General features: G+C 73.3%; 20 protein-coding genes. 12 read left to right on the top strand and 8 right to left on the bottom strand.

The window, feature by feature from the left end; all coding sequences use genetic code 11:
• Positions 1–14: 14 nt before the first annotated feature.
• Entirely contained in the window at positions 15–1,352 is a 1,338-nt protein-coding gene (locus ABWK59_RS09680; RefSeq protein WP_354639624.1) for a DUF2252 domain-containing protein, read from the bottom strand.
• Between the two features lie 121 nt (positions 1,353–1,473).
• Positions 1,474–2,064: a hypothetical protein gene (locus ABWK59_RS09675; RefSeq protein ID WP_354639622.1), complete on the bottom strand. Its 591-nt coding sequence runs from the start codon at positions 2,062–2,064 to the stop codon at positions 1,474–1,476.
• Positions 2,065–2,330: 266 nt separating this feature from the next.
• On the opposite strand from ABWK59_RS09675, the gene dnaE reads away from it, so the two are divergent.
• Positions 2,331–5,864: a DNA polymerase III subunit alpha gene (gene dnaE / locus ABWK59_RS09670; protein ID WP_354639620.1), complete on the top strand. Its 3,534-nt coding sequence runs from the start codon at positions 2,331–2,333 to the stop codon at positions 5,862–5,864.
• Between the two features lie 91 nt (positions 5,865–5,955).
• Here the strand turns inward: dnaE and ABWK59_RS09665 are convergent, their stop codons facing one another.
• The 3 genes from ABWK59_RS09665 to ABWK59_RS09655 all read right to left on the bottom strand — a co-directional run bounded on the left by ABWK59_RS09665 (position 5,956) and on the right by ABWK59_RS09655 (position 8,057).
• The gene (locus ABWK59_RS09665; RefSeq protein ID WP_354639619.1) at positions 5,956–6,594 is read right to left on the bottom strand and encodes an RDD family protein; all 639 of its coding nucleotides are present in this window, start codon (positions 6,592–6,594) and stop codon (positions 5,956–5,958) included.
• 87 nt (positions 6,595–6,681) lie between these two features.
• Positions 6,682–7,134: a type II toxin-antitoxin system PemK/MazF family toxin gene (locus tag ABWK59_RS09660; protein WP_354639617.1), complete on the bottom strand. Its 453-nt coding sequence runs from the start codon at positions 7,132–7,134 to the stop codon at positions 6,682–6,684.
• Between the two features lie 23 nt (positions 7,135–7,157).
• On the bottom strand, positions 7,158–8,057 hold the full coding sequence (locus ABWK59_RS09655) for a LysR substrate-binding domain-containing protein (protein WP_354639615.1): 900 nt from the start codon (positions 8,055–8,057) through the stop codon (positions 7,158–7,160).
• A 72-nt stretch (positions 8,058–8,129) separates the two neighbouring features.
• On the opposite strand from ABWK59_RS09655, the gene ABWK59_RS09650 reads away from it, so the two are divergent.
• The 6 genes from ABWK59_RS09650 (at position 8,130) to ABWK59_RS09625 (ending at position 14,537) form a co-directional block, all read left to right on the top strand.
• Complete coding sequence (locus ABWK59_RS09650) at positions 8,130–8,999, top strand: dihydrodipicolinate synthase family protein (RefSeq protein WP_354639613.1); 870 nt, start codon at positions 8,130–8,132, stop codon at positions 8,997–8,999.
• 246 nt (positions 9,000–9,245) lie between these two features.
• Complete coding sequence (locus ABWK59_RS09645) at positions 9,246–10,274, top strand: aspartate-semialdehyde dehydrogenase (protein ID WP_354639612.1); 1,029 nt, start codon at positions 9,246–9,248, stop codon at positions 10,272–10,274.
• A 207-nt stretch (positions 10,275–10,481) separates the two neighbouring features.
• Positions 10,482–11,675 (top strand): NYN domain-containing protein, encoded by a 1,194-nt coding sequence (locus ABWK59_RS09640; protein WP_354639610.1) that lies wholly within the window; start codon positions 10,482–10,484, stop codon positions 11,673–11,675.
• Between the two features lie 198 nt (positions 11,676–11,873).
• Positions 11,874–12,812 (top strand): ABC transporter ATP-binding protein, encoded by a 939-nt coding sequence (locus ABWK59_RS09635; RefSeq protein WP_354644888.1) that lies wholly within the window; start codon positions 11,874–11,876, stop codon positions 12,810–12,812.
• 100 nt (positions 12,813–12,912) lie between these two features.
• Positions 12,913–13,713 carry an ABC transporter permease gene (locus ABWK59_RS09630; RefSeq protein WP_354639608.1) on the top strand — a complete coding sequence of 267 codons (801 nt, stop codon included), beginning with the start codon at positions 12,913–12,915 and terminating at the stop codon, positions 13,711–13,713.
• Positions 13,714–13,793: 80 nt separating this feature from the next.
• Positions 13,794–14,537 carry a hypothetical protein gene (locus ABWK59_RS09625; RefSeq protein ID WP_354639607.1) on the top strand — a complete coding sequence of 248 codons (744 nt, stop codon included), beginning with the start codon at positions 13,794–13,796 and terminating at the stop codon, positions 14,535–14,537.
• 34 nt (positions 14,538–14,571) lie between these two features.
• Here the strand turns inward: ABWK59_RS09625 and ybaK are convergent, their stop codons facing one another.
• The 3 genes from ybaK to ABWK59_RS09610 form a co-directional block, all read right to left on the bottom strand.
• Entirely contained in the window at positions 14,572–15,066 is a 495-nt protein-coding gene (gene ybaK, locus ABWK59_RS09620; protein WP_354639605.1) for a Cys-tRNA(Pro) deacylase, read from the bottom strand.
• Between the two features lie 188 nt (positions 15,067–15,254).
• On the bottom strand, positions 15,255–15,983 hold the full coding sequence (locus tag ABWK59_RS09615) for an LON peptidase substrate-binding domain-containing protein (RefSeq protein ID WP_354639603.1): 729 nt from the start codon (positions 15,981–15,983) through the stop codon (positions 15,255–15,257).
• Between the two features lie 82 nt (positions 15,984–16,065).
• Positions 16,066–17,703: an oxidoreductase gene (locus tag ABWK59_RS09610; protein WP_354639601.1), complete on the bottom strand. Its 1,638-nt coding sequence runs from the start codon at positions 17,701–17,703 to the stop codon at positions 16,066–16,068.
• 93 nt (positions 17,704–17,796) lie between these two features.
• Here ABWK59_RS09610 and hisD point away from each other — a divergent pair, with 93 nt between their 5' ends.
• From hisD to hisH, 5 genes are read left to right on the top strand one after another with little or no spacing between them, the layout of a single operon-like run.
• Positions 17,797–19,104 (top strand): histidinol dehydrogenase, encoded by a 1,308-nt coding sequence (hisD, locus tag ABWK59_RS09605; protein WP_354639599.1) that lies wholly within the window; start codon positions 17,797–17,799, stop codon positions 19,102–19,104.
• Positions 19,101–20,201 (top strand): histidinol-phosphate transaminase, encoded by a 1,101-nt coding sequence (locus tag ABWK59_RS09600; protein WP_354639598.1) that lies wholly within the window; start codon positions 19,101–19,103, stop codon positions 20,199–20,201. Before hisD ends, ABWK59_RS09600 begins: the two co-directional genes overlap by 4 nt.
• Positions 20,202–20,208: 7 nt before the next feature.
• Positions 20,209–20,802, top strand: coding sequence for an imidazoleglycerol-phosphate dehydratase HisB (gene hisB / locus ABWK59_RS09595; protein WP_354639597.1), 594 nt, complete (start codon positions 20,209–20,211; stop codon positions 20,800–20,802).
• A gap of 11 nt (positions 20,803–20,813) precedes the next feature.
• Positions 20,814–20,951 (top strand): hypothetical protein, encoded by a 138-nt coding sequence (locus ABWK59_RS09590; protein ID WP_354639596.1) that lies wholly within the window; start codon positions 20,814–20,816, stop codon positions 20,949–20,951.
• A 16-nt stretch (positions 20,952–20,967) separates the two neighbouring features.
• On the top strand, positions 20,968–21,603 hold the full coding sequence (gene hisH, locus ABWK59_RS09585; RefSeq protein WP_354639594.1) for an imidazole glycerol phosphate synthase subunit HisH: 636 nt from the start codon (positions 20,968–20,970) through the stop codon (positions 21,601–21,603).
• Positions 21,604–21,616: the final 13 nt, after the last annotated feature.

The raw sequence follows: 21,616 nt of genomic DNA, 5'->3' as shown, positions 1-21,616 counted from the left end.
CGGGGGTCAGCGGCTCACAGGCCGGGGATCCGGCCGTTGCGGAACAGGTCGACGAAGAGCTGGTGGTCGGTGCGGGCCCGGTCGCCGTAGGCGTGGGCGAACTCCACCAGCATGTCCGTGAAGCCGTCCTCGTCGGCGCTGATCGCCGCGTCGATGGCGTGCTCGGTGGAGAACGGCACCAGGCTGTGGCCGCTGGAGGACTCGTCGGCCGCCGCGTGCATGGTGGCGGTGGCCCGGCCGAGGTACTCGGTGACGGCGAGCAGGTCGGCCGGCTCGTTGAGGTCCGTCCAGTCCAGGTCGGTGGCGTACGGGGAGACCTCGGCGACCAGCTGGCCCCGGCCGTGCAGGGTGGTGTAGCCGAGCCACGGGTCGCTGTGGGCCTGGAGGGCGCGCTGGGAGATGACCGTGCGGTGGCCCTCGTGCTGGAAGTAGCCGCGGATCTCCGGGTCGGTGACGTGCCGGGAGACCGCCGGGGTCTGGCCCTGCTTCATGTAGATGATCACGTCGTTCTCGAGGGCGTCGGTGTGGCCCTCCAGCAGCAGGTTGTACGAGGGCAGGCCGGCGCTGCCGATGCCGATCCCGCGGCGGCCGCAGACGTCCTTGACCCGCAGGGCCTCGGGGCGGGCGCGGGAGGCCGGCGGCAGGGTGTCCAGGTACCGGCCGAAGGCGTCGAGGACCTCGGCCCGGGTGGCCTCGTCCAGCTCGAAGGCTCCGCCGCCGATCCGGAACCGGCGGTCGTAGCCGTCGACCACGGTCTCCGCCTCCAGCAGGGCGACCCGGGTCTGCAGCCGGGCCTCGCGCAGCGTGTCCAGGATCGGGCCGTGCGCGGTGTCCAGGGTGTACGGGGTGGCGGCGCCGCGGGCGGCCAGGTCGGCGATCTGCGCCCGGTAGGCGCCGGCGAAGGCGCGCACCAGCCGGGTGATGGTGTCGTCGGAGAGCGCCTTGGCGTACCCGATCAGGGCCAGGCTGGCGGCCAGCCGCTGGACGTCCCAGGTGAAGGCGCCGACGTAGGCCTCGTCGAAGTCGTTGACGTTGAAGACCAGGCGGCCCTCGGCGTTGAGGTAGGTGCCGAAGTTCTCGGCGTGCAGGTCGCCGTGGATCCACACCCGGCTGGTCCGCTCGTCGAGGAACGCCGCGCCGTGGGCGGCGAACGGCCCCTCGGCGAGGTCGGCGTAGAACAGGGCCGCGGTGCCGCGGTAGAAGGCGAAGGCGGAGGCCGCCATCTTGCGGAACTTCACCCGGAAGGCCGCCGGGTCCTGCGCCAGCAGCTCGCCGAAGGCGGAGTCGAACACCCGCAGGACGGTCTCGGCGCGGTCGGACCGGGGATCGGCGGCGGTGGGCTGGTCGGCCATGGTGTGGTGCCCTTCGGTGGTGCGGGGGTCGGCGGGAGGGTGCCCTTGCACCCCTCCCGTCGATCATCCCCGGTCGGCCCGCACCGTGAACGGCCGGGCCGGACCTCCCCGCGCGCCGCCGCTACGGCGCCGGGCTCGGCCGGTCCGTCGGCGGGGCGGGCGGCGCCGGCGGGGCGGCGGGCGGCGGGCTGAAGGGCGGCGGGGCGAAGGGACCGCCGGCGCCGGGAGCCGCCCGCGGGGCCCGGGCGACCGCCGCGACGACCGTCAGGGCCACAGCCACGGCCATCCCGAGGAACGGGTGCAGCACGGAGAACATGCGGTCGAACGGCAGGTCGAAGATGCCCTCCACCCGGCTGTTCAGCAGGAAGAAGAGCTGCTGACCGGAGGCGGAGCAGGTGGTCACCAGGAGCAGCACCGCCGCCGCCGGCGCCACCCACCGCACGCCCCGGAACGCCAGCACGGCGAGCACCGCGGTGGAGACCAGGGTGAGCACCAGCGGGGTGAAGTAGCCGGCGACGGCGAGCCAGGGCAGTGTGGCGTTCCGGTGGGCCATGTCGATCATGCCGTCGTAGTTGCCCTCGGTGAGGCTGATGACCACCGCGACCGCGCAGAGCGCGAAGTACACCAGCAGCAGCACCCCGGTCGCGACCCGGCCGCCTCCGGACACCTTCCCCGGACCGCTCGTCGCGACCACGTCCCCGCCGTACGCCATGTGCCCCGTCCCCCTCGTCGTCTTCTGGCGAGAGGGTAGCGCCCGGGGGTGACGGCGGGGGCGGATTCGGCCCTCCCCGGGCGACCTGGTGTTCGAATGTGACAGGTTCGGGTGGGGTCCGACGCGTCGGGAGAGAAGCCCGCGGCGGGGGACTAGACTCGGTCCCGCGAACGCGGAAGCCGTGGTCCGGGCCCTGGAGGTGGCTCGGGCCTTACGTGTTTCGGACCGCTTCGCCCGTCCGTACCGAGACTCCCGGAGGCCCCGCGTTGAGCGACCAGCCGTACGCGCACCTGCACGTCCACACCGAGTACTCGATGCTGGACGGCGCCGCCCGGCTGAAGCAGCTGTTCAAGGAGGTCGAGCGGCTGGGGCAGACCCACGTCGCGATGACCGACCACGGCAACATGTACGGCGCGGCGGAGTTCCACAAGCAGGCCACCGCGGCCGGCATCACCCCGGTGATCGGCATCGAGGCGTACGTCGCCCCCGACCACCGCTCCAACACCAAGCGCATCCTGTGGGGCCAGCCGCACCAGAAGAAGGACGACGTCTCCGCGTCCGGCGCCTACACCCACAAGACCATCTGGGCCCGGAACAAGGAGGGCCTGCACAACCTCTTCAAGCTGACCTCGCGCTCCTACGCCGAGGGCTGGCTGGTGAAGTGGCCGCGGATGGACAAGGAGATCATCGCCGAGCACGCGGGCGGCCTGATGGCCACCACCGGCTGCCCCTCCGGCGAGGTGCAGACCCGGCTGCGCCTCGGCCAGTTCGACGAGGCGGTGAAGTCCGCCGCCGACTACCAGGACATCTTCGGCAAGGAGAACTACTTCCTGGAGCTGATGGACCACGGGCTCGACATCGAGAAGCGGGTCCGCGACGGCCTCCTGGAGATCTCCAAGAAACTGAACATCCCGCCGGTGGTCACCAACGACTCGCACTACACCACCGAGGGCGACGCGGGCGCGCACGACCTGCTGCTGTGCGTGCAGACCGGCAAGAACCTGTCCGACCCGGACCGCTTCCGCTTCGACGGCACCGGCTACTACATCAAGTCGGCCGCCGAGATGTACGGCCTGGACACCTCCGACGCCTGGCAGGAGGGCTGCCGCAACAGCCAGCTGCTGGTCGCCTCCCGCGTCGACACCGCCGGCATGTTCGAGTTCAAGAACCTGATGCCGCGCTTCCCCATCCCGGAGGGCTTCGAGTCCGAGGCGGACTTCTTCAAGTCCAAGGTCTGGGAGGGCATGGACTGGCGCTTCCCGGGCGGGTACGACGAGGAGCACAAGAAGCTCGCCGAGTACGAGATGGACACCATCATCCAGATGGGGTTCCCGGCGTACTTCCTCGTGGTCGCCGACTTCATCATGTGGGCGAAGAGCCAGGGCATCGCGGTGGGGCCGGGCCGTGGCTCGGCGGCCGGCTCGCTGGTCGCGTACGCCATGGGCATCACCGACCTCGACCCGATCCCGCACGGCCTGATCTTCGAGCGCTTCCTCAACCCCGAGCGCATCTCCATGCCCGACGTCGACATCGACTTCGACGAGCGCCGGCGCGGCGACGTGATCCGGTACGTGACGGAGAAGTGGGGCTCCGACAAGGTCGCCATGATCGTCACGTACGGCACCATCAAGGCGAAGGCCGCCATCAAGGACTCCTCGCGCGTCCTCGGCTACCCGTACGCGATGGGCGACCGGATCACCAAGGCGATGCCGCCGGACGTCATGGGCAAGGGCATCCCGCTGTCCGGCATCACCGACTCCTCGCACCCGCGCTACGGCGAGGCCGGCGAGATCCGCGGCCTGTACGAGACCGACCCGGACGTCCGGAAGGTCATCGACACCGCCCGCGGTATCGAGGGCCTAATCCGCCAGCCCGGTGTGCACGCGGCCGGCGTCATCATGTCCGCCGAGCCGCTGACCGACCACATCCCGGTCTGGACCCGGCACACCGACGGCGTCACCATCACGCAGTTCGACTACCCCACCTGCGAGGGCCTCGGCCTTCTCAAGATGGACTTCCTCGGCCTGCGCAACCTGACGATCATGGACGACGCCGTCAAGGCGATCGAGAAGAACAAGGGCATCAAGATCAACCTGCTTGATCTGCCCCTCGACGACAAGCCCACCTACGAACTCCTCGCCCGCGGCGACACGCTCGGCGTCTTCCAGCTCGACGGCGGCCCCATGCGCTCGCTGCTGCGGCTGATGAAGCCCGACAACTTCGAGGACATCTCCGCCGTCCTCGCGCTGTACCGCCCCGGCCCGATGGGCGTCAACTCCCACACCAACTACGCCCTGCGCAAGAACGGCCAGCAGGAGATCACCCCGATCCACCCGGAGCTGGAGGAGCCGCTCAAGGAGATCCTCGAGCCCACCTACGGCCTGATCGTCTACCAGGAGCAGGTCCAGAAGGCCGCGCAGATCCTCGCCGGCTACTCGCTCGGCCAGGCCGACCTGCTGCGCCGCGCCATGGGCAAGAAGAAGAAGGAGATCCTGGAGGCGGAGTTCGTCCCCTTCCAGAAGGGCTGCCGCGAGCACGGCTACTCCGACGCCGCCATCCAGGCCGTGTGGGACGTCCTGGTCCCCTTCTCCGGCTACGCGTTCAACAAAGCGCACACCGCCGGCTACGGGCTGGTCTCCTACTGGACGGCCTACCTCAAGGCCAACTACCCGGCCGAGTACATGTCCGGCCTGCTGACCTCGGTCAAGGACGACAAGGACAAGTCCGCGGTCTACCTCAACGAGGCCCGCAAGATGGGCATCAGCGTCCTGCCGCCGGACGTCAACGAGTCCGACGCCGACTTCACCCCGCACGGCAACGACACCGTCCGGTTCGGCCTCACCGCCATCCGCAACGTCGGCGGGCCGGTGGTCGAGTCGATGATCCGCACCCGCAAGGCCAAGGGGAAGTTCGCCTCCTTCCCGGACTTCCTGGACAAGGTGGAGTCCGTGGTCTGCAACAAGCGGACCGTCGAATCCCTCATCAAGGCGGGCGCCTTCGACTCGCTCGGACACACCCGCAAGGGCCTGTCCGCGCAGTTCGAGCCCATGATCGACAACGTGGTGGGGATCAAGCGCAAGGAGGCGGAGGGCCAGTTCGACCTGTTCGGCGGCGACGCCGGCAGCGACGAGCCCAGCTTCGGCCTGGACGTGGTCTTCTCCGAGGAGGAGTGGGAGAAGTCCTTCCTGCTCACCCAGGAGCGGGAGATGCTCGGCCTGTACGTCTCCTCGCACCCGCTGCACGGCATCGAGCACGTGCTCGCCGACAAGGCCGACTGCGCGGTGGCCGACCTCGCCGAGCGCCCGGACGGCGCCATCGTCACCATCGGCGGCATCATCTCCGGCCTCCAGCGGAAGATGACCAAGCAGGGCAACGCCTGGGCCATCGCGACCGTCGAGGACCTGGCCGGCTCCATCGACTGCATGTTCTTCCCGGCCAGCTACCAGCTGGTCTCCTCCCAACTGGTCGAGGACGCCGTGGTGTTCGTCCGCGGCAAGCTGGACAAGCGGGAGGACGTGCCGCGGCTGATGGGCATGGAGCTGTCCGTACCGGACCTCTCCAACGCCCACGCCGAGGCGCCGATCGTCATCAACATCCCCAGCGGCCGGATCACCCCGCCGCTGGTCGCCCGGCTCGGCGAGGTGCTCACCCACCACAAGGGCACCACCGAGGTCCGGCTGCGCCTGGAGGGCCGCGGCAAGACCACCGTGCTGCGCCTCGACCGGCACCGGGTGAAGTCCGACCCGGCGCTGTTCGGCGACCTCAAGCAGCTGCTCGGGCCGAGCTGCCTGGCGAGCTGACCGGGACGGGCGAGGGCCCCGGCGGACACGTGTCCAGCGGGGCCCTCGTCGTCGGTGCGCCCCGGGTGCGGTGCACTCAGGGTCGGTGCGCTCAGCCTTCCTTGACCACCAGGGTCTTGGCCGCCTTGTCGTGCAGGCACTGCTGCAGCGGCTTGTCCCACAGCAGCCACAGCACGTTGACCAGCGTGAACAGCGAGCCTATGCAGTACACGGCCTCCGGCAGGCCGTACACCGCGGCGCGGATCCAGTAGGCGTTCTCCGCCGGGGCGCCGCCGTGTGCCAGGTCGACCACCCGCAGCTTCATCACCTTCTTGCCGACGGTCTGGCCGCCCTGGGTGAGCAGCATCGCGGCCTCGTAGCCGAACGCCACCAGGCCGGCCGCGACGTAGTACAGCACCGAGGGGCCGATGATCGCGTACAGCAGGATCGTCGGGACCAGCAGCACGCCGGCGTCGATCAGCCGGGCCACGAACCGGTCGCCGACCGAGGCCAGCGTGCGGGTGCCGGGGACCGGCGCGCCGCCCGGCCCGGGCGGGGACAGCCACAGCGGCCAACTCGGCTGGGCGGCGCCGGGCTGGCCGTACGGCTGCTGAGGCTGCTGCGGCTGCCCGTACGGCTGCTGGCCGTACGGGTTCTGCTGCGGCGGCTGCTGGCCATAGGGGTTCTGCTGCCCGTAGGGATTCTGGGGATCTGTCGGATAGCCGTATCCCGACGGGTCGCTGGTGCTCATTGCTTCCGGCTCCCGGTGTTCGGTGACGTTTCCTCACCGTTCTATCGGGGCTGCGGGGTCGGGCGGAAGACGATCGACAGATCGTTATCAGGACCAGCGGTAGCGGCGCCGCAGACTGTCCACCACCAGGTTGAACCGGGCCCGGTCCAGTGCGCAGGCCTCCCGCCGCATCCCGCCGTCGTGCACCCGCATCACCCGGTCCAGGGCGACCCAGGAGTCCCGGCCGGAACGGTCCCACGGGCCCGCGCCGATCGGCACCCAGTCCGGGTGGCCGGTGTGGCCCTTGCTGGAGAGCATCACGGTGAGCAGGCTGCCGCCCTTCTCCCGGGCCACCACCAGCACCGGGCGGTCCTTGCCCCGCCCGTCCCGCTCCTCGTACGGCACCCAGGTCCAGACGATCTCGCCCGGGTCCGGGTCGCCGTCGTGGTCCGGGGCGTACTCGGTGCGCACCGGCCCGACCGACCGGGGCTCCACCTCCACCGTGGCGTCGGGCCCGAAACGGCCCGGCTGGTACTCGTCCTGCTGCGTCGACTCGGCCATGCGGGCAGGCTAGCGCGCCTCCCCTAGCGGGTGTCGCGCGGGCCGCCCAGCTCGGCCGGCACCACCGAGTGCAGCGCCGCGGTGAACGCGGCCACCGCCGGGTGCGCCGCCGCCCCCGCGCGGAACGCCGCCCGGGTCCGCCGGTACATCGGCAGCCGGGTCAGGGTGACGCCCGGCGGCGGGCCGCCCGCGGTGCCCAGGTGCGGCACCAGCGCCACCCCCTGACCCACCGCCACCAGGGCCAGCACCGTGCCGAAGTCGTCCACCTGGTGCCGGACCCGCGGGGTGAACCCGGCGGCCTGGCAGGCCCGCAGCGCCATCTGGTGGCAGAGGGTCCCGGGCTGCGCCATGATCCACGGCGCGCCGCTCTGCTCGGCGACCGTCCCGGCGCCGCGGGCCGCCAGGTACATCGGCTCGGTGAACAGCGGGCGGGTGACGGCCACCCCGGGCTCCGGCTCGGCCGGGACCAGGTCGTACTCGTGGACCAGGGCCACGTCCAGCTCGCCGGCCCGCAGCGCCGCGGCCACCGCGGCCGGGTCGACCTCGGTCACCATCGCCTCCAACCCCGGGTGACGGGCGGCCAGTTCGGCCAGCGCGGCGGGCACGATCGCCCGGGTCGCCGACGGATAGGCGCCGATCCGCAGCGGCCCGGCCAACCCCTGCCGGGCGTGGGCGAGTTCGGAACTCGCCTGTTCCAGCCGCTCCAGTACGGCCTCGGTGTGCCGGACCAGGTTGAGCCCGGCCGGGGTGAGCGCCACCCGGCGGCCGGTGCGCTCCAGCAGCGGCACCCCGGCCTCCCGTTCCAGCGCGGAGAGCTGCTGGGAGACGGCGGACGGGCTGAACGCGAGGGCCTCGGCCACGGCCGCGATGGTGCCGTGGTGGGCGAGTTCGCGCAGCAGGCGCAGGCGGCGGACGTCGAGCATCGGCTCAGCTTACGAGAACCATCGGAAATGTGAACTGGACCTGCCGGGTGCGGCGACGGCAGGCTCGACGGCATGGAACTTCAGGGCATCCACGTCCCCCTGGTCACCCCGTTCGCCGCCGACGGCAGCCTCGCCACCGACGCGCTGGACCGGCTCGCCCGGCAGTGCCTGGAGGCCGGCGCCGCCGGCCTGGTGGCGCTCGGCACCACCGGCGAACCCGGCACGCTCACCGCCGAGGAGCGCCGGACGGTGGTCGAGACCGCCGCCCGCGCCTGCCGGGAGCACGGCGCCCGGCTCACCGTCGGCGTCCCCGGCGCCGACACCCGGCAGACCGCCGCATCCCTGGCCGCGCTGGACGGTGTCGCGGACACCGCCCTGGTACTCGTCCCGCCCTTCGTCCGGGCCGGCGAGGCCGGGGTGCTGGCCCACTTCACCGAACTCGCCGCCGGCAGCCCCGTCCCGCTGATCGTCTACCACGTCCCGTACCGCACCGGGCAGCCGCTCGGCGCCGGGGTGCTGCGGCGGCTGCTGGCGCTGGACGGCGTCGCCGGGATGAAGCTCTCCACCGGGGCCGTCGACCAGGACGCCGTCGAACTGCTCGCCGACGGACCCGCCGGAGTGCTGGCCGGGGACGACGTCCTGCTCTCGCCGCTGCTCGCGCTCGGCGCCGCCGGGGGCATCCTGGCCTCCGCGCACCTGGCCACCGAACGGTTCGTCGAACTCGCCGACGCCTGGCGCAAGGGCGACCTCGACCACGCCCGCGCCCTCGGCCACCGGCTCGTCCGGCTCTCCGCGGCGGCCTTCGCCGAGCCCAACCCGTCCGTGGTCAAGGGCGTGCTGCACGCCCAGGGACGGATCCCCACCCCGGGGGTCCGGCTGCCGCTGCTGCCGGCGGGCGAGCAGGCGGTGGGACGGGCGCTGGCGCTCGCCGGGGAGTTCTGAGACACCCCCGTGCGGGTGGGGAGTGGCGAGCGTCACACGGCGGGGAAACCGTGGTCGAACCGCCCGGTCGCGGAGGAACCTGCGGCCGGGGAACGCACCGACCGGGAAACCTCCGCCACCGCCCGCCACCACCCCGGGCGCCGGGCGTTCACGCCTTGGGACGTTCCACCGTCCGGGGCCCGTGACAAGGCATGATGACAGGGTGCGGGCCCGAATCAGGCCCGACATGAAAGCAGGAGGAGTCGGATGAGGATCGGCATCGTGGGTGCCACCGGTCAGGTCGGCGGAGTGGTCCGCGAGATCCTGGCGGAGCGCAACTTCCCGGTGGAGCAGCTGCGGCTGTTCGCGTCGGCGCGCTCGGCGGGCCGGACGCTGCCCTGGGAGGACACCGAGATCACCGTCGAGGACGCGGCCACGGCCGACTACACCGGCCTCGACATCGTGATCTTCTCCGCCGGCGGCGCCACCTCCAAGGCGCTGGCCCCCAAGGTCGCCGCGGCCGGCGCCGTGGTGATCGACAACTCCTCGGCCTGGCGCCGCGACCCCGAGGTCCCGCTGGTCGTCGCCGAGGTCAACCCCGACGCCATCGGCGACCGCCCCAAGGGCATCATCGCCAACCCCAACTGCACCACCATGGCCGCCATGCCGGTGCTCCGCCCGCTGCACGAGGAGGCCGGGCTGGTCTCCCTCGTCGTCTCCAGCTACCAGGCGGTCTCCGGCAGCGGCCTGGCCGGCGTCTCCGAGCTGCACGACCAGGCCCGCAAGGTGGTGGACGGCGCCAACGCGCTCGCCTACGACGGCGCGGCGGTCGAGTACCCGGCGCCGAACGTCTACCGGCGGCCGATCGCGTTCAACGTGGTGCCGCTGGCCGGCTCGCTCGTGGACGACGGCTCCAACGAGACCGACGAGGAGCAGAAGCTCCGCCACGAGAGCCGCAAGATCCTCGGCATCCCCGAGCTCAAGGTGTCCGGCACCTGCGTGCGCGTGCCGGTGTTCACCGGCCACTCGCTCCAGGTGAACGCGCGGTTCGCGCGGCCGCTCAGCCCCGAGCGGGCGGTGGAGCTGCTGGACGGCGCGCCCGGCGTGGAGCTGTCCGAGATCCCGACCCCGCTGCAGGCCGCCGGCCAGGACCCGACCTACGTCGGCCGCATCCGGGCGGACGAGACCGTGGAGCACGGGCTCTCGCTCTTCCTCTCCAACGACAACCTCCGCAAGGGCGCGGCGCTCAACACCGTCCAGCTCGCGGAACTCGTCGCCGCCGAACTGAACGGCTGACGGAGCGACTCCAGGGGCGCGTGGGGCACCGGCCGGCCGTGGCGGCCGGGAGGTGTCCCACGCGACCTTTCGGTGCCCGGCCCGGGAGCGGAGCGCGAAAAGTCCGCGGTTCGGCCGCGCGCCGGGGGGTAAAGGAGAGCGCAACGGTCGCACGGACCGCCGGGTGTACCCCCCGCCACCGGGGCCGACCGGAGGAGAGGTGCCGACATGGACCGCTGCGTAGTCCTCGTCGACGCGGGATACCTGCTGGGTGCCGCCGCCAGCCTGCTGGTGGGTGAGCCGGCCCGGTCGCGGGTGTCGGTGGACCACTCGGTGCTGATCTCCGCGCTGCGGGAGCGGGCCGAGGCGGAGACCGGGCTGCCCCTGCTGCGGATCTACTGGTTCGACGCCGCCCCCGACCGCCGCCCGCTGCCCGAGCACCGCCGGCTGCGGGTGCTGCCCCGGGTGACGGTCCGGCTGGGCGCGCTGACCCGGGCCGAGGGCCGCTGGGTGCAGAAGGGCGTGGACGCCGCCATGCACGCCGAGCTCACCGAGCTGGCCCGCAACCACGCCTGCGCGGACGTCGTCCTGGTCACCGGCGACGGCGACCTGCTGCCCGGCGTGATGTCGGCCAAGGAGCACGGGGTGGCCGTCCACCTCTGGGCGCTGCAGGCGGCGGACGGCGACTTCAACCAGTCCGAGGACCTGGTCGGCGAGGCGGACGAGCGCCGGGTGCTGGACCGCGAGTGGATCGAGCGCTGGGTCCGGCTGCGCGACCTGCCCACCGTCTTCCCGGCCCCCGGGCCGCGTCCCGCCGGGATCGCCGAACTGCTCGCCGCGCCGCCGGCCGCCCGCCGGCCCGCCGCCGGGGAGCCGCCGCCCCAGCCGGCCGCCGCGCTCAAGGTGGTGCCCACGCCCAAGGACCTTGCCGACCGGGCGCCCGCCCTGCAGCCCGCAGCCGCAGCCGCAGCCGCCGCGCCGCTCGGCGGGCCCGTCCTGCGGTGGACCTCCGACCGCGGCTGGCTGGACCGGCACGGCGGCGAGACCCCCACCGCCGGCGACGGGCTGCCCACGCTGGCCCAGCTCACCTCCGCCGAGCAGCGCTGGGCCGACCGCGAGGAGGACATCACCAGCATCGGCGGCGACCCGCAGGAGGTCGGCCAGGTCTTCGCCCGCCGCTGGATCGACCGGATCGGCCCCACCCAGCGGCTGGCCGTACTGTGGACGGACTACCCGCGCATCCCGCACCGCCTCGACGGCGAGCTGCTCCGCTACGCCGCCCGGTTCGGGCTGCTCGCCCACAAGGACGACCAGATCGACGAGCACGACCGGTACGCGATCCGGGCCGGCTTCTGGAAGGAGCTCGGCGCCCGCGTCCCCGGCGGCCAGGCGGCGCTCGCCGACGACCGACCCGGCGGTTGACCTGAGGACCTGGCCCAGGACCGGGCCGGCGTCCGGCCGGTCGGCCCCGGTTGACCCCCTTGTCCGGTTCGGGCCCTCCAGCGCGTAAAGTCTTCGGACGTGAGCGACACCGACCGGCAGGCACCCCAGGCCGCGCCCCACGGCGCCGTCGGCGGGCCCGCTCGGCCGGCGGAGGCGCCGTGCTGCACCGTCCGCGGACTGGCCAAGGCGTACCGCTCCGGCAGCGGGGCCGCGGCCACCGAGATCCGGGCCAACGACGGCATCGACCTGGACGTGCGGCAGGGCGAGGTCTTCGGCCTGCTCGGCCCGAACGGCGCCGGCAAGTCCACCCTGGTCCGCCAGCTCACCGGCCTGCTGCGGCCCGACCGCGGCAGCATCGACCTGCTCGGCCACGACCTGGTCCGGCACCCGGAGCGGGCGCCGCGGCTGCTGGCGTACCTCGGCCAGGAGTCCACCGCCCTGGACGAGCTGACCGTGGCGCTGGCCGCCGAGACCACCGGACGGCTGCGCGGCCTCGGCCGGAGCGCGGCCCGGTCCGCCGCCGCCGAGGTGATCACCGAGCTGGGCCTGGAGCCGATCGCCGGCCGCCCGCTCGCCAAGCTATCCGGCGGGCAGCGCCGGCTGGCCTGCTTCGCCGCCGCCCTGGTGGGGGAGCGGCCGCTGCTGGTCCTGGACGAGCCCACCACCGGCATGGACCCGGTCGCCCGCCGCGCCGTCTGGTCCGCCGTGGACCGCCGCCGTGCCGAGCGCGGCACCACCGTGCTGCTGGTCACCCACAACGTGATCGAGGCGGAGACCGTGCTGGACCGGGTCGCCGTGATCGACGAGGGCCGGGTGATCGCCTGTGACACGCCCGGCGGGCTCAAGGCCCTGGTGGACGGCGACGTCCGGCTCGACCTGGTCTGGCGCACCGAGGCGCCCACCGGCGTCCCGGCCGTCGCCGCGCTGGCCGAACGGGCGGAACGCACCGGCCGCCGCTGGACCGTCCGCACCACCCCCGAGCAGGCCAGGGAACTGGTCGCGGCGGTCACCACCGGCCCCGCCTTCGCCGCCCTGGACGACTTCACCCTGGCCACCCCGAGCCTGGAGGACGCCTACCTCAAGCTCGGCGGCCGCCACGGGGGACTGGTCCGATGACCGCCCCCGAGCCCCCGGTCCGCACGACCGGCACCGCCGCCCGGGAGGGCGAGACCCCGTCCGGCGGCCCCGGCCGGACAGCACCGAGGACCGTGACCGCGTGACCCTGCTCGAAGCCCCCACCCCGGCCGTCGCCGTCCCGCCCGCGCCGCTGGCCCCCGCCGCCCGCCTGCTGCCCTCGCTCGCGGCCGTCTACCGCGCCCAGCTCGCCCGGGCCAAGGTGGCCAGGATCCCGCTGCTGTTCGTCGCCACCTTCCAGTCGCTCGGCATCCTGGTGATGATGCGCGGCGTGGTCGACCCCGGCGACAACCCCGCCGCGCACGCCGTGGTGGCCGGCTCCAGCGTGCTGGTGGTCGCCTTCGTGGCGCTCAACCTGCTCGCCCAGTACTTCGGGAAGCTGCGCGCCACCGGCGGCCTCGACCACTACGCGACGCTGCCCGTGCCGCCCGCCGCCGTGGTGCTGGGCGCCGCCGCCGCGTACGCCTCGTTCACCCTGCCGGGCGCACTGGTCACCGCGCTGGCGGGCGCCTGGATGTTCGGCCTGCCGACCGGGCAGCTGTGGGTGCTGCTCGCCGTGGTGCCGCTGGCCGGCGCCGCGCTCTCCGGCCTCGGCGCCGCCTGCGGGCTGCTCGCCCCCCGCCAGGAGATCGCCACCCTGCTCGGCCAGCTCGGGATGTCCGCCGCGCTGCTGCTCGGCGTCCTGCCCGCCTCGCACCTGCCGCAGCCCGTCCAGTGGCTGCGCGACCTGCTGCCCTCCACCTACGGCGTGGAGGCCCTGGCCGAGACCTTCGGGCCCGGCCCCGACTGGGCGGTGGTCCTCGGCGACCTGGGCGTCTGCGCGGGCGTCGGCGTCGCCTCGCTGGCCCTGGCGACCTGGGCCTACCGGCGGGCCACCCGCTGACCTGACGCCGACCGGCCGCGGTGGTGCCGCGGCGGCAGGCTGACCCGCGGTTCCCGGCGCGGTCATGAAACTATGGGCCCGTGACCGTACCGAACACACCTGCGGGTTCCGAGGCCGGGCCGACCGAGGGCCACGACCCGTTCGCGCCGCCGGTCTTCCCGAAGCCCGAGCGCGAGCCGCGCGACGTCCTCCCCGAGCTCCGGATCGGCCTGCTCATCGCCGTGGCCGGGGCCGTGCTCGGGGTCGTCCTCGGCCTGCTCTGGCTGTGGATCGCGCCGCGGGTGATGTTCGAGGTCAAGGGCGACCGCATCCTCTACGCCGACCCCGAGGGCGAGCAGCGGGTCGGCGCGGACGGCGTCTTCGCGCTGCTCGGGCTCGGCGCGGGCGTGCTCACCGCGCTGGTCGCCTTCCTGCTCACCCGCCGCCGAGGCGGCGGGATCGCGGTGGCGGCCGGCCTGGCGGTCGGCGGCCTGGCCGGCTCGGTGATCGGCTGGCAGCTCGGCACCCGGCTCGGCCCGACCTCCGACCTGGTCGCCCACGCCCGGCAGCTCGGCGAGGGCGGGCACTTCAGCGCGCCGCTGCAGCTGGGCGCGCAGGGCGCGCTGCTGGTGTGGCCGATGACGGCGATGGTGGTGCTGCTCGCGCTGTCCGCCGCGTTCGGCAAGCGCGAGGAGGACCCGCCGCCGTACTGGGCCAGCGGCGACCAGTGGCCGGCGGCCGGTCCGGCCCCGGCGCCCGGGCTGCAGACGGGTTCGCAGACGGGTTCACCGGCGGGTTCGCAGCTGGGCGAGGGGGAGTCGGGGGAGGGGCAGGCGCGGCACTGAACCGCGCTCGGTGCCGGCTCGGTGCCGGCTTGGCTCAGCGGCCGATCGCGGCGGTGGCGGCTCCGGTGAGGGCGATCAGGTCCGCCGGGGCGAGTTCCACCTCCAGACCGCGGCGGCCCGCCGAGACGAACACCGTCGGGTGGGCGAGGACACTGTCGTCCAGCACCGTCCGCAGCGGGCGGCGCTGGCCCAGCGGGGAGATCCCGCCGAGGACGTAGCCGCTGCTCCGCTCCGCCGCCGCCGGGTCCGCCATCGCGGCCCGCTTGCCGCCGACCGCCGCCGCCAGCGCCTTCAGGTCCAGCTGCCCCGACACCGGCACCACGCCGACCGTCAGCTTGCCGTCCACGTCCGCCACCAGCGTCTTGAACACCCGCGCCGCCGGGATCCCCAGCGCCTCGGCGGCCTCACCGCCGTACGAGGGGGCGGCGGGGTCGTGCTCGTACGCGTGGACCGTGAACGCCACCCCGGCCGCCTCCAGCGCCACGGTGGCGGGTGTGCCCTGGCCGCCCTTCTTCGCCTTCTTCGCCATGCAGGTTCCTTTCACGTGGGGGCCGGGGTGGACCAGCGCTAACGGGTACGTCAGGGGCGCGGGGAACTGCGCGAGGCGGAAGCGTGCGGCGCCGTCACTCCCGTTTCGCGCAGTTCTCCCCCAGCCTTGGCGGCTGGGAGGTGCCCCACGCGCCCCCGAAGGGCTTCCCGAGTACGGTCGGCCACCGGCTAGTTGGGGCTGAAGGCCTGGCGGGTGAGGTCGGTGGCGGGGAGGGTGGGGTGCCAGGCGAGGAGGGAGTTCTCGCGGCGGAGGAGGTCGAGTTCCCGGCCGAGCCGCTGGGCGGTGTCGGGGCAGGCGAGCAGTTCCTGCTTGACGGGTGCGGGCAGCACGGCGGCCGCCGCCACCAGGTACGACAGCACCCGCGGATCCTCCGGCAGCTCCTGCTCCCCGTTGAGGGTCGCCTCCCGGGCCCCGGCCAGCCGCTTCTGGTAGGAGCGGAACGCCTGTTCCACCGCGGAGGCGAGCGCCCCGGCGCCGACCCCCTGCTGCTCCTCGATGGTCTCCGTCTCGCCGACCAGGTACGCCCCGCCGGCGTCCACGGACTCCAGCCGGAACCGGGTCGTCCCGGTGACCAGCAGTTCGTACCGCCCGCCGGGCTGCTCCCGGATCGAGGCGACGTCGGCGACGCAGCCGATCCGGTGGATGGCCTCCAGCGGGTCGCCGGTGACGGTGCCGAAGCCGTCCAGCGGTCCGGCGGGTCGGTCGTTCTCGCGGACGGGGGCGACCTCGCGGCCGTCCCGGATGGCGAGCACCCCGAACCGGCGCGGCTGGTCCTCCGGCTGGGCGAGCAGGTCGGCGACCAGCCGGCGGTACCGCTCCTCGAACACGACCAGTGGCATCACCAGGCCCGGATAGAGGACCGTGTTGAGCGGGAAGAGCGGAAGCCGTTCAGTCACGGCGGACAGCGTAGTTGCCGAGCGGCCCGCCCCGCTCCGGGGTTTGTCCGGCGGGGGGTGGCAGCGGGTGGCGGCGGGCCGGTCAGCCGCGCTGGAGGAGCCGGGTGGCGCCCGCCAGGACGGTGGTGGCCAGCACCCAGCCGGTGAGCACCAGCCCGGCCGACACGTACTGTCCGGCGCGGTCCGGGTTCCAGCCGCCCTGCCCGAGGTCGATCAGCGGCAGCACCTTGCTGAGCGCGTACAGCACCGGGTTCCAGGTGGGCTGCTCGTCCGGCTTGATCGCCGGTGGCGGGTTCTCGGCGAAGTAGACGGCGCCGGCGGCCCAGGTGAGCAGCAGCCACAGCCCGGCGCGGCCCGGCCGGTAGCCGTAGCCGACGGCGATGTCCTGGACGTGGCCCCAGAGCCGGCCGGGCAGCGGCAGGGTGCGGCGCCGGCGGCGCTGCTTGGCGTACTGGACGTGGCGGGCGTCCTCGTCGAGGCCGTCGCGGCGCAGGGCGGCGGCGAGCTGCTCGTAGGACTCGGGGTGGAAGTCGGCGGAGCCGTCGAGCCACTCGATCCGGTCCTGGACGGGGAAAGGGGCGACCGGCCGGAGCGACTCGTAGGTGAAACCGGTCAGCCCGACCCGGCCGCCGTCGGGCCAGCTGGTGGGGGCGTCGACCAGGTTGCCGACCCGGGCCCGGGCGAGGGTGACCCGGCCGGTGGGCGGGGTGCGGCAGGTGAAGCGCAGCTCGGGGGTCTGGATCCGGTTGAGGGAGATCTCCTCGCCGGGCCCGAGGTGGAACTCGGCGTCGGAGATCAGGCAGGCGTTCTCGAACCGGCCGTCGGCCAGCCGCACCTTGCCGTACGCGCGGAACGGGGTGGTCGGGCCCTCGGGCGCGCCGGTCCACTCGCCGTAGCCGGATCCGTAGACGGTGCGGGAGCCGGCCCAGCCGCCGTCGTCGGAGGCGCTGAGGTAGAGGGTGTGGCCGACGGATATCCGGACCGCGTTGAGGCAGGTCGGGTTGCCGGGGACGCTGTGCAGCTGGGCGCCGCGCAGCGAGAGCCGGCCGCCGATCCGGGCGGAGCGCAGGCTGAGCTCGCCGCGGACCTCGATCCGGTCGGCCTCCACGTCCTGGTTGACCGAGACGCCGTCGGCGGACAGCGCCCGGCCGTAGCGGTCCGGGCCGATCTGCGACTGGTTGAGCAGCAGGTCGGTGCCGATCTTGGCGTCGGTGAGCCGGACGCCGCCGCGGATCTCGCAGCGGGCGAGGTGCAGGTCGCCCGCGGTGGACAGCCGGGAGGCCTCCAGCCTCGGGATCCGGCAGCCGACCATCCGGATCGTCCCGGCGGAGGCCTCGGAGATCAGCACCTTGCGCATGAACCGGCAGCGGTGCAGCTCCACGTAGTGGGTGATCTCACCGCCGGCCAGGGTGAGCGGGTGGGTGATCCGGGCGCCGATCAGCTTGAGCGAGGCGACCCGCCCGGGGCGCGGCTCGGGGCCGCTGAGCAGCAGCCGGGCGATCACCTCGGCGCGGATGGTCCGCTCCGGACCCCAGACGTGCCCGGAGAACGGGTCGTCCACGTCGTCGTGGCTGACTCCCGCCTCCGCCGGCCCCTCCACCGGGTGGAACAGGTTCTCGGGCCGCTCGGGCCGGCTCCGCAGGTCGTACACCTCGCCGTTGCGGAACGCCTGCCACAGGCCCTGCTCGATCGGCGTCCAGTCGCTCGGAGCCTGTTCCACCCTGTCTCCCCCAAGATCCTCGGCGTCTCGGCTTTCGTATCACGGACTGAAATGAGCGACCGCCTGTTTCGGCCACTCCTTACACTTGGTCCCGTGATCTCTCGAATCGACCTGCGCGGTTCCTCCGTGGACCCGCGCGACGTGCTGCCCCGTGCCGAGTTCGACGTCGCGGCCGCCCTGGAGAAGGTGCGGCCGATCGCGGAGGACGTACGCCATCGCGGTGTCGCGGCGCTGATCGAGATCACCGAGCGGTTCGACGGGGTGCGGCTGGAGTCCACCCGCGTCCCCGAGGAGCAGCTGACGGCCGCCCTGGAGACCCTGGACCCGAAGGTCAGGGCCGCCCTGGAGGAGTCGATCCGGCGGGCCCGGATCGTCCACGGCGACCAGCGCCGCACCGGGCACACCACCCAGGTGGTGCCCGGCGGTACGGTCTCGCAGCGCTGGGTGCCGGTCGACCGCGTCGGTCTGTACGTTCCCGGCGGCCTCGCGGTCTACCCCTCCTCCGTGGTGATGAACGTGGTGCCGGCGCAGGAGGCGGGCGTGCGCGGCATCGCCGTGAGCTCCCCGCCGCAGAAGGCGTTCGGGGGCCGGGTCCACCCGACGATCCTGGCGGCCTGCGCGCTGCTCGGCGTCACCGAGGTGTACGCGGTGGGCGGCGCCCAGGCGGTGGCGATGTTCGCGCTGGGCACCGAGGAGTGCGCGCCGGTGAACATGGTCACCGGCCCCGGCAACATCTACGTGGCCGCCGCCAAGCGCCTGTTCGCCGGCCGGATCGGCATCGACTCCGAGGCCGGTCCGACCGAGATCGCCGTCCTCGCCGACGACAGCGCGGACGCCGCCGAGGTGGCCGCCGACCTGATCAGCCAGGCCGAGCACGGCCCGACCTCCGGCTCGGTGCTGGTCACCGACTCGGCGGAGCTGGCCGACGCGGTCGAGGCCGAGCTGAAGACCCAGGTCGCCCGCACCCGGCACAGCGAGCGGGTCGCCGAGGCCCTCGGCGGCCGGCAGTCCGGCATCATCCTGGTCGACGACCTGGAGCAGGGCCTGGACGTGGTGAACGCCTACGCCGCCGAGCACCTGGAGATCCAGACCCGGGACGCCCACGCGGTCGCCGAGCGGGTCCGCAACGCCGGCGCGATCTTCATCGGCCGGTTCACCCCGGTCTCGCTGGGCGACTACGCCGCCGGCTCCAACCACGTACTGCCCACCGGCGGCTGCGCCTGCCACTCCTCCGGCCTGTCCGTGCAGACCTTCCTGCGCGGCGTCCAGGTCGTCGAGTACGACCGCGAGGCGCTGGCCGGCATCGCCGCGCACGTGGTGAACCTGGCCGACGCCGAGGACCTCCCGGGCCACGGCGACGCCATCAAGGCCCGATTCGAGTGGACGGTGCCCGGCACGTGACCACCATCGACGACCTCCCGATCCGGGACGAGCTGCGCGGCCAGTCCCCGTACGGCGCGCCGCAGCTGGACGTGCCCGTCCAGCTGAACACCAACGAGAACCCCTACCCGCTGCCCGAGGCGCTGGTCGCCCGGATCGCCGAGCGGGTCGCCGAGGCCGCCCGCCACCTCAACCGCTACCCCGACCGGGACGCGGTGGAGCTGCGCACCGAGCTCGCCGCCTACCTGACCCGGACCACCGGCCACCCGGTCGGCCGCGCCCAGGTGTGGGCCGCCAACGGCTCCAACGAGGTGCTCCAGCAGCTGCTGCAGACCTTCGGCGGCCCGGGCCGCACCGCCCTCGGCTTCGAGCCCTCGTACTCGATGCACGCGCTGATCTCCCGCGGCACCGGCACCGGCTGGATCTCCGGCCCGCGCAACGAGGACTTCACCGTCGACCTGGACGCGGCCGTCGCGACGATCGCCGAGCGGCGCCCGCACGTGGTCTTCGTCTGCTCGCCGAACAACCCGACCGGCACCGCCGTCGAGGCCGACACCGTGCTCGCCCTGTACGAGGCCGCGCAGGCGGCCCGGCCGAGCCTGGTGATCGTGGACGAGGCGTACGTGGAGTTCTCGCACCGCGCCTCGCTGCTGCCGCTGCTGGAGGGCCGCCCCAACCTGGTGGTCTCCCGGACGATGTCCAAGGCGTTCGGCGCCGCGGGCCTCAGGCTCGGCTACCTGGCGGCCGACGCCGCCGTGGTGGACGCGGTGCAGCTGGTCCGGCTGCCGTACCACCTCTCGGCGGTCACCCAGGCCACCGCGCTGGCCTGCCTGGAGCACACCGACACCCTGCTCGGCTACGTCGAGCGGCTGAAGGCCGAGCGCGACCGCCTGGTCGACGCGCTGCGCGGCCTCGGCCTGGAGGTCACCGACTCCGACGCCAACTTCATCCAGTTCGGCCGCTTCGCCGACACCCACGCCGTGTGGCAGGCGATCCTCGACCGGGGCGTCCTGGTCCGCGACAACGGCGTCCCCGGGTGGCTGCGCGTCACCGCCGGCACCCCTGCGGAGAACGACGCCTTCCTGGACGCCGTCCGCTTTGTGATCAAGGAGCTGTAAACCCGTCATGTCCCGTATCGGCCGCGTCGAACGCACCACCAAGGAGACCTCGGTCCTCGTCGAGATCGATCTCGACGGCACCGGAAAGACCGACATCTCCACGGACGTCGGGTTCTTCGACCACATGCTCGACCAGCTCGGCCGCCACGGTCTCTTCGACCTCACCGTGAAGACCGACGGCGACCTGCACATCGACACCCACCACACCATCGAGGACACCGCCCTCGCCCTCGGCGCCGCCTTCCGGCAGGCGCTCGGCGACAAGGTCGGCATCTACCGCTTCGGCAACTGCACCGTCCCGCTGGACGAGTCGCTCGCCCAGGTCACCGTGGACCTCTCCGGCCGCCCGTACCTGGTGCACACCGAGCCCGAGAACATGGCGCCGATGATCGGCAGCTACGACACCACCATGACCCGGCACATCCTGGAGTCCTTCGTGGCCCAGGCCCAGATAGCGCTGCACGTCCACGTCCCGTACGGGCGCAACGCGCACCACATCGTGGAGTGCCAGTTCAAGGCCCTGGCCCGGGCGCTGCGCTACGCGAGCGAGCGTGACACGCGGGCCGCCGGCATCCTCCCCTCGACGAAGGGCGCACTGTGAGCAAGGGCGCGATGGCTCTGATCTTCGTCGGCCTCTTCATGGCCGGCGGGGTGTACTCCTTCTGGAAGCAGAAGCTGCCCAAGGGCGTGATCGCCGTCCTCGCCATCGGCTCGGTCCTGTGCCTGGCCTCCGGCATCATGCGCCTCTAGCGAGAACAGGAACCCGATGGGCAAGAACGTCGTCGTCCTCGACTACGGATCCGGCAACCTCCGCTCGGCCCAGCGCGCCGTGGAGCGCACCGGGGCGAACGTCACCGTCACCTCGGACTTCGAGACCGCCATGGCGGCCGACGGCCTGCTGGTCCCCGGCGTGGGCGCCTTCGAGGCCTGCATGCGCGGGCTGAAGGCCGTCCGCGGCGACTGGATCATCGGCCGCCGGCTCTCCGGCGGCCGCCCGGTGATGGGCATCTGCGTCGGCATGCAGATCCTCTTCGAGAAGGGGGTCGAGCACGGTGTGGAGACCGCCGGCTGCGACGAGTGGCCGGGCACCGTGGAGCCGCTGGAGGCACCGGTCGTCCCGCACATGGGCTGGAACACCGTGGACGCCCCCGAGGGCAGCCGGATGTTCGCCGGCATGGACGCGGACACCCACTTCTACTTCGTCCACTCCTACGGCGTGCGCCGCTGGGAGCTGGAGGTCCACAGCGCCCGGCTGAACGCCCCGCTGGTCACCTGGGCCACCCACGGCCAGCCGTTCGTCGCCGCCGTGGAGAACGGCCCGCTGTGGGCCACCCAGTTCCATCCGGAGAAGTCCGGCGACGCCGGCGCCGCCCTGCTGACCAACTGGGTCAACACCCTCTGACGTCCCCTTCCGA

Origin of the sequence: Kitasatospora sp. HUAS MG31 (genome assembly GCF_040571325.1) — a bacterium.
Taxonomy (GTDB): domain Bacteria; phylum Actinomycetota; class Actinomycetes; order Streptomycetales; family Streptomycetaceae; genus Kitasatospora; species Kitasatospora camelliae.
The sequence above is the reverse complement of the archived record's forward strand: the minus strand, read 5'-3'. Positions and strand labels throughout refer to the sequence as shown.

What these genes read in the sequence shown, in the direction of transcription:
- ABWK59_RS09650 (WP_354639613.1), top strand. Translation starts at nt 8,130, where the DNA reads ATGGAACTTCAGGGCATCCACGTCCCCCTGGTCACCCCGTTCGCCGCC.
- hisB (WP_354639597.1), top strand. Translation starts at nt 20,209, where the DNA reads ATGTCCCGTATCGGCCGCGTCGAACGCACCACCAAGGAGACCTCGGTC.
- ABWK59_RS09655 (WP_354639615.1), bottom strand. Translation starts at nt 8,057, where the DNA reads ATGCTCGACGTCCGCCGCCTGCGCCTGCTGCGCGAACTCGCCCACCAC.
- ABWK59_RS09590 (WP_354639596.1), top strand. Translation starts at nt 20,814, where the DNA reads ATGGCTCTGATCTTCGTCGGCCTCTTCATGGCCGGCGGGGTGTACTCC.
- ABWK59_RS09660 (WP_354639617.1), bottom strand. Translation starts at nt 7,134, where the DNA reads ATGGCCGAGTCGACGCAGCAGGACGAGTACCAGCCGGGCCGTTTCGGG.
- hisH (WP_354639594.1), top strand. Translation starts at nt 20,968, where the DNA reads ATGGGCAAGAACGTCGTCGTCCTCGACTACGGATCCGGCAACCTCCGC.
- ybaK (WP_354639605.1), bottom strand. Translation starts at nt 15,066, where the DNA reads ATGGCGAAGAAGGCGAAGAAGGGCGGCCAGGGCACACCCGCCACCGTG.
- ABWK59_RS09665 (WP_354639619.1), bottom strand. Translation starts at nt 6,594, where the DNA reads ATGAGCACCAGCGACCCGTCGGGATACGGCTATCCGACAGATCCCCAG.
- ABWK59_RS09645 (WP_354639612.1), top strand. Translation starts at nt 9,246, where the DNA reads ATGAGGATCGGCATCGTGGGTGCCACCGGTCAGGTCGGCGGAGTGGTC.
- ABWK59_RS09640 (WP_354639610.1), top strand. Translation starts at nt 10,482, where the DNA reads ATGGACCGCTGCGTAGTCCTCGTCGACGCGGGATACCTGCTGGGTGCC.
- ABWK59_RS09675 (WP_354639622.1), bottom strand. Translation starts at nt 2,064, where the DNA reads ATGGCGTACGGCGGGGACGTGGTCGCGACGAGCGGTCCGGGGAAGGTG.
- ABWK59_RS09680 (WP_354639624.1), bottom strand. Translation starts at nt 1,352, where the DNA reads ATGGCCGACCAGCCCACCGCCGCCGATCCCCGGTCCGACCGCGCCGAG.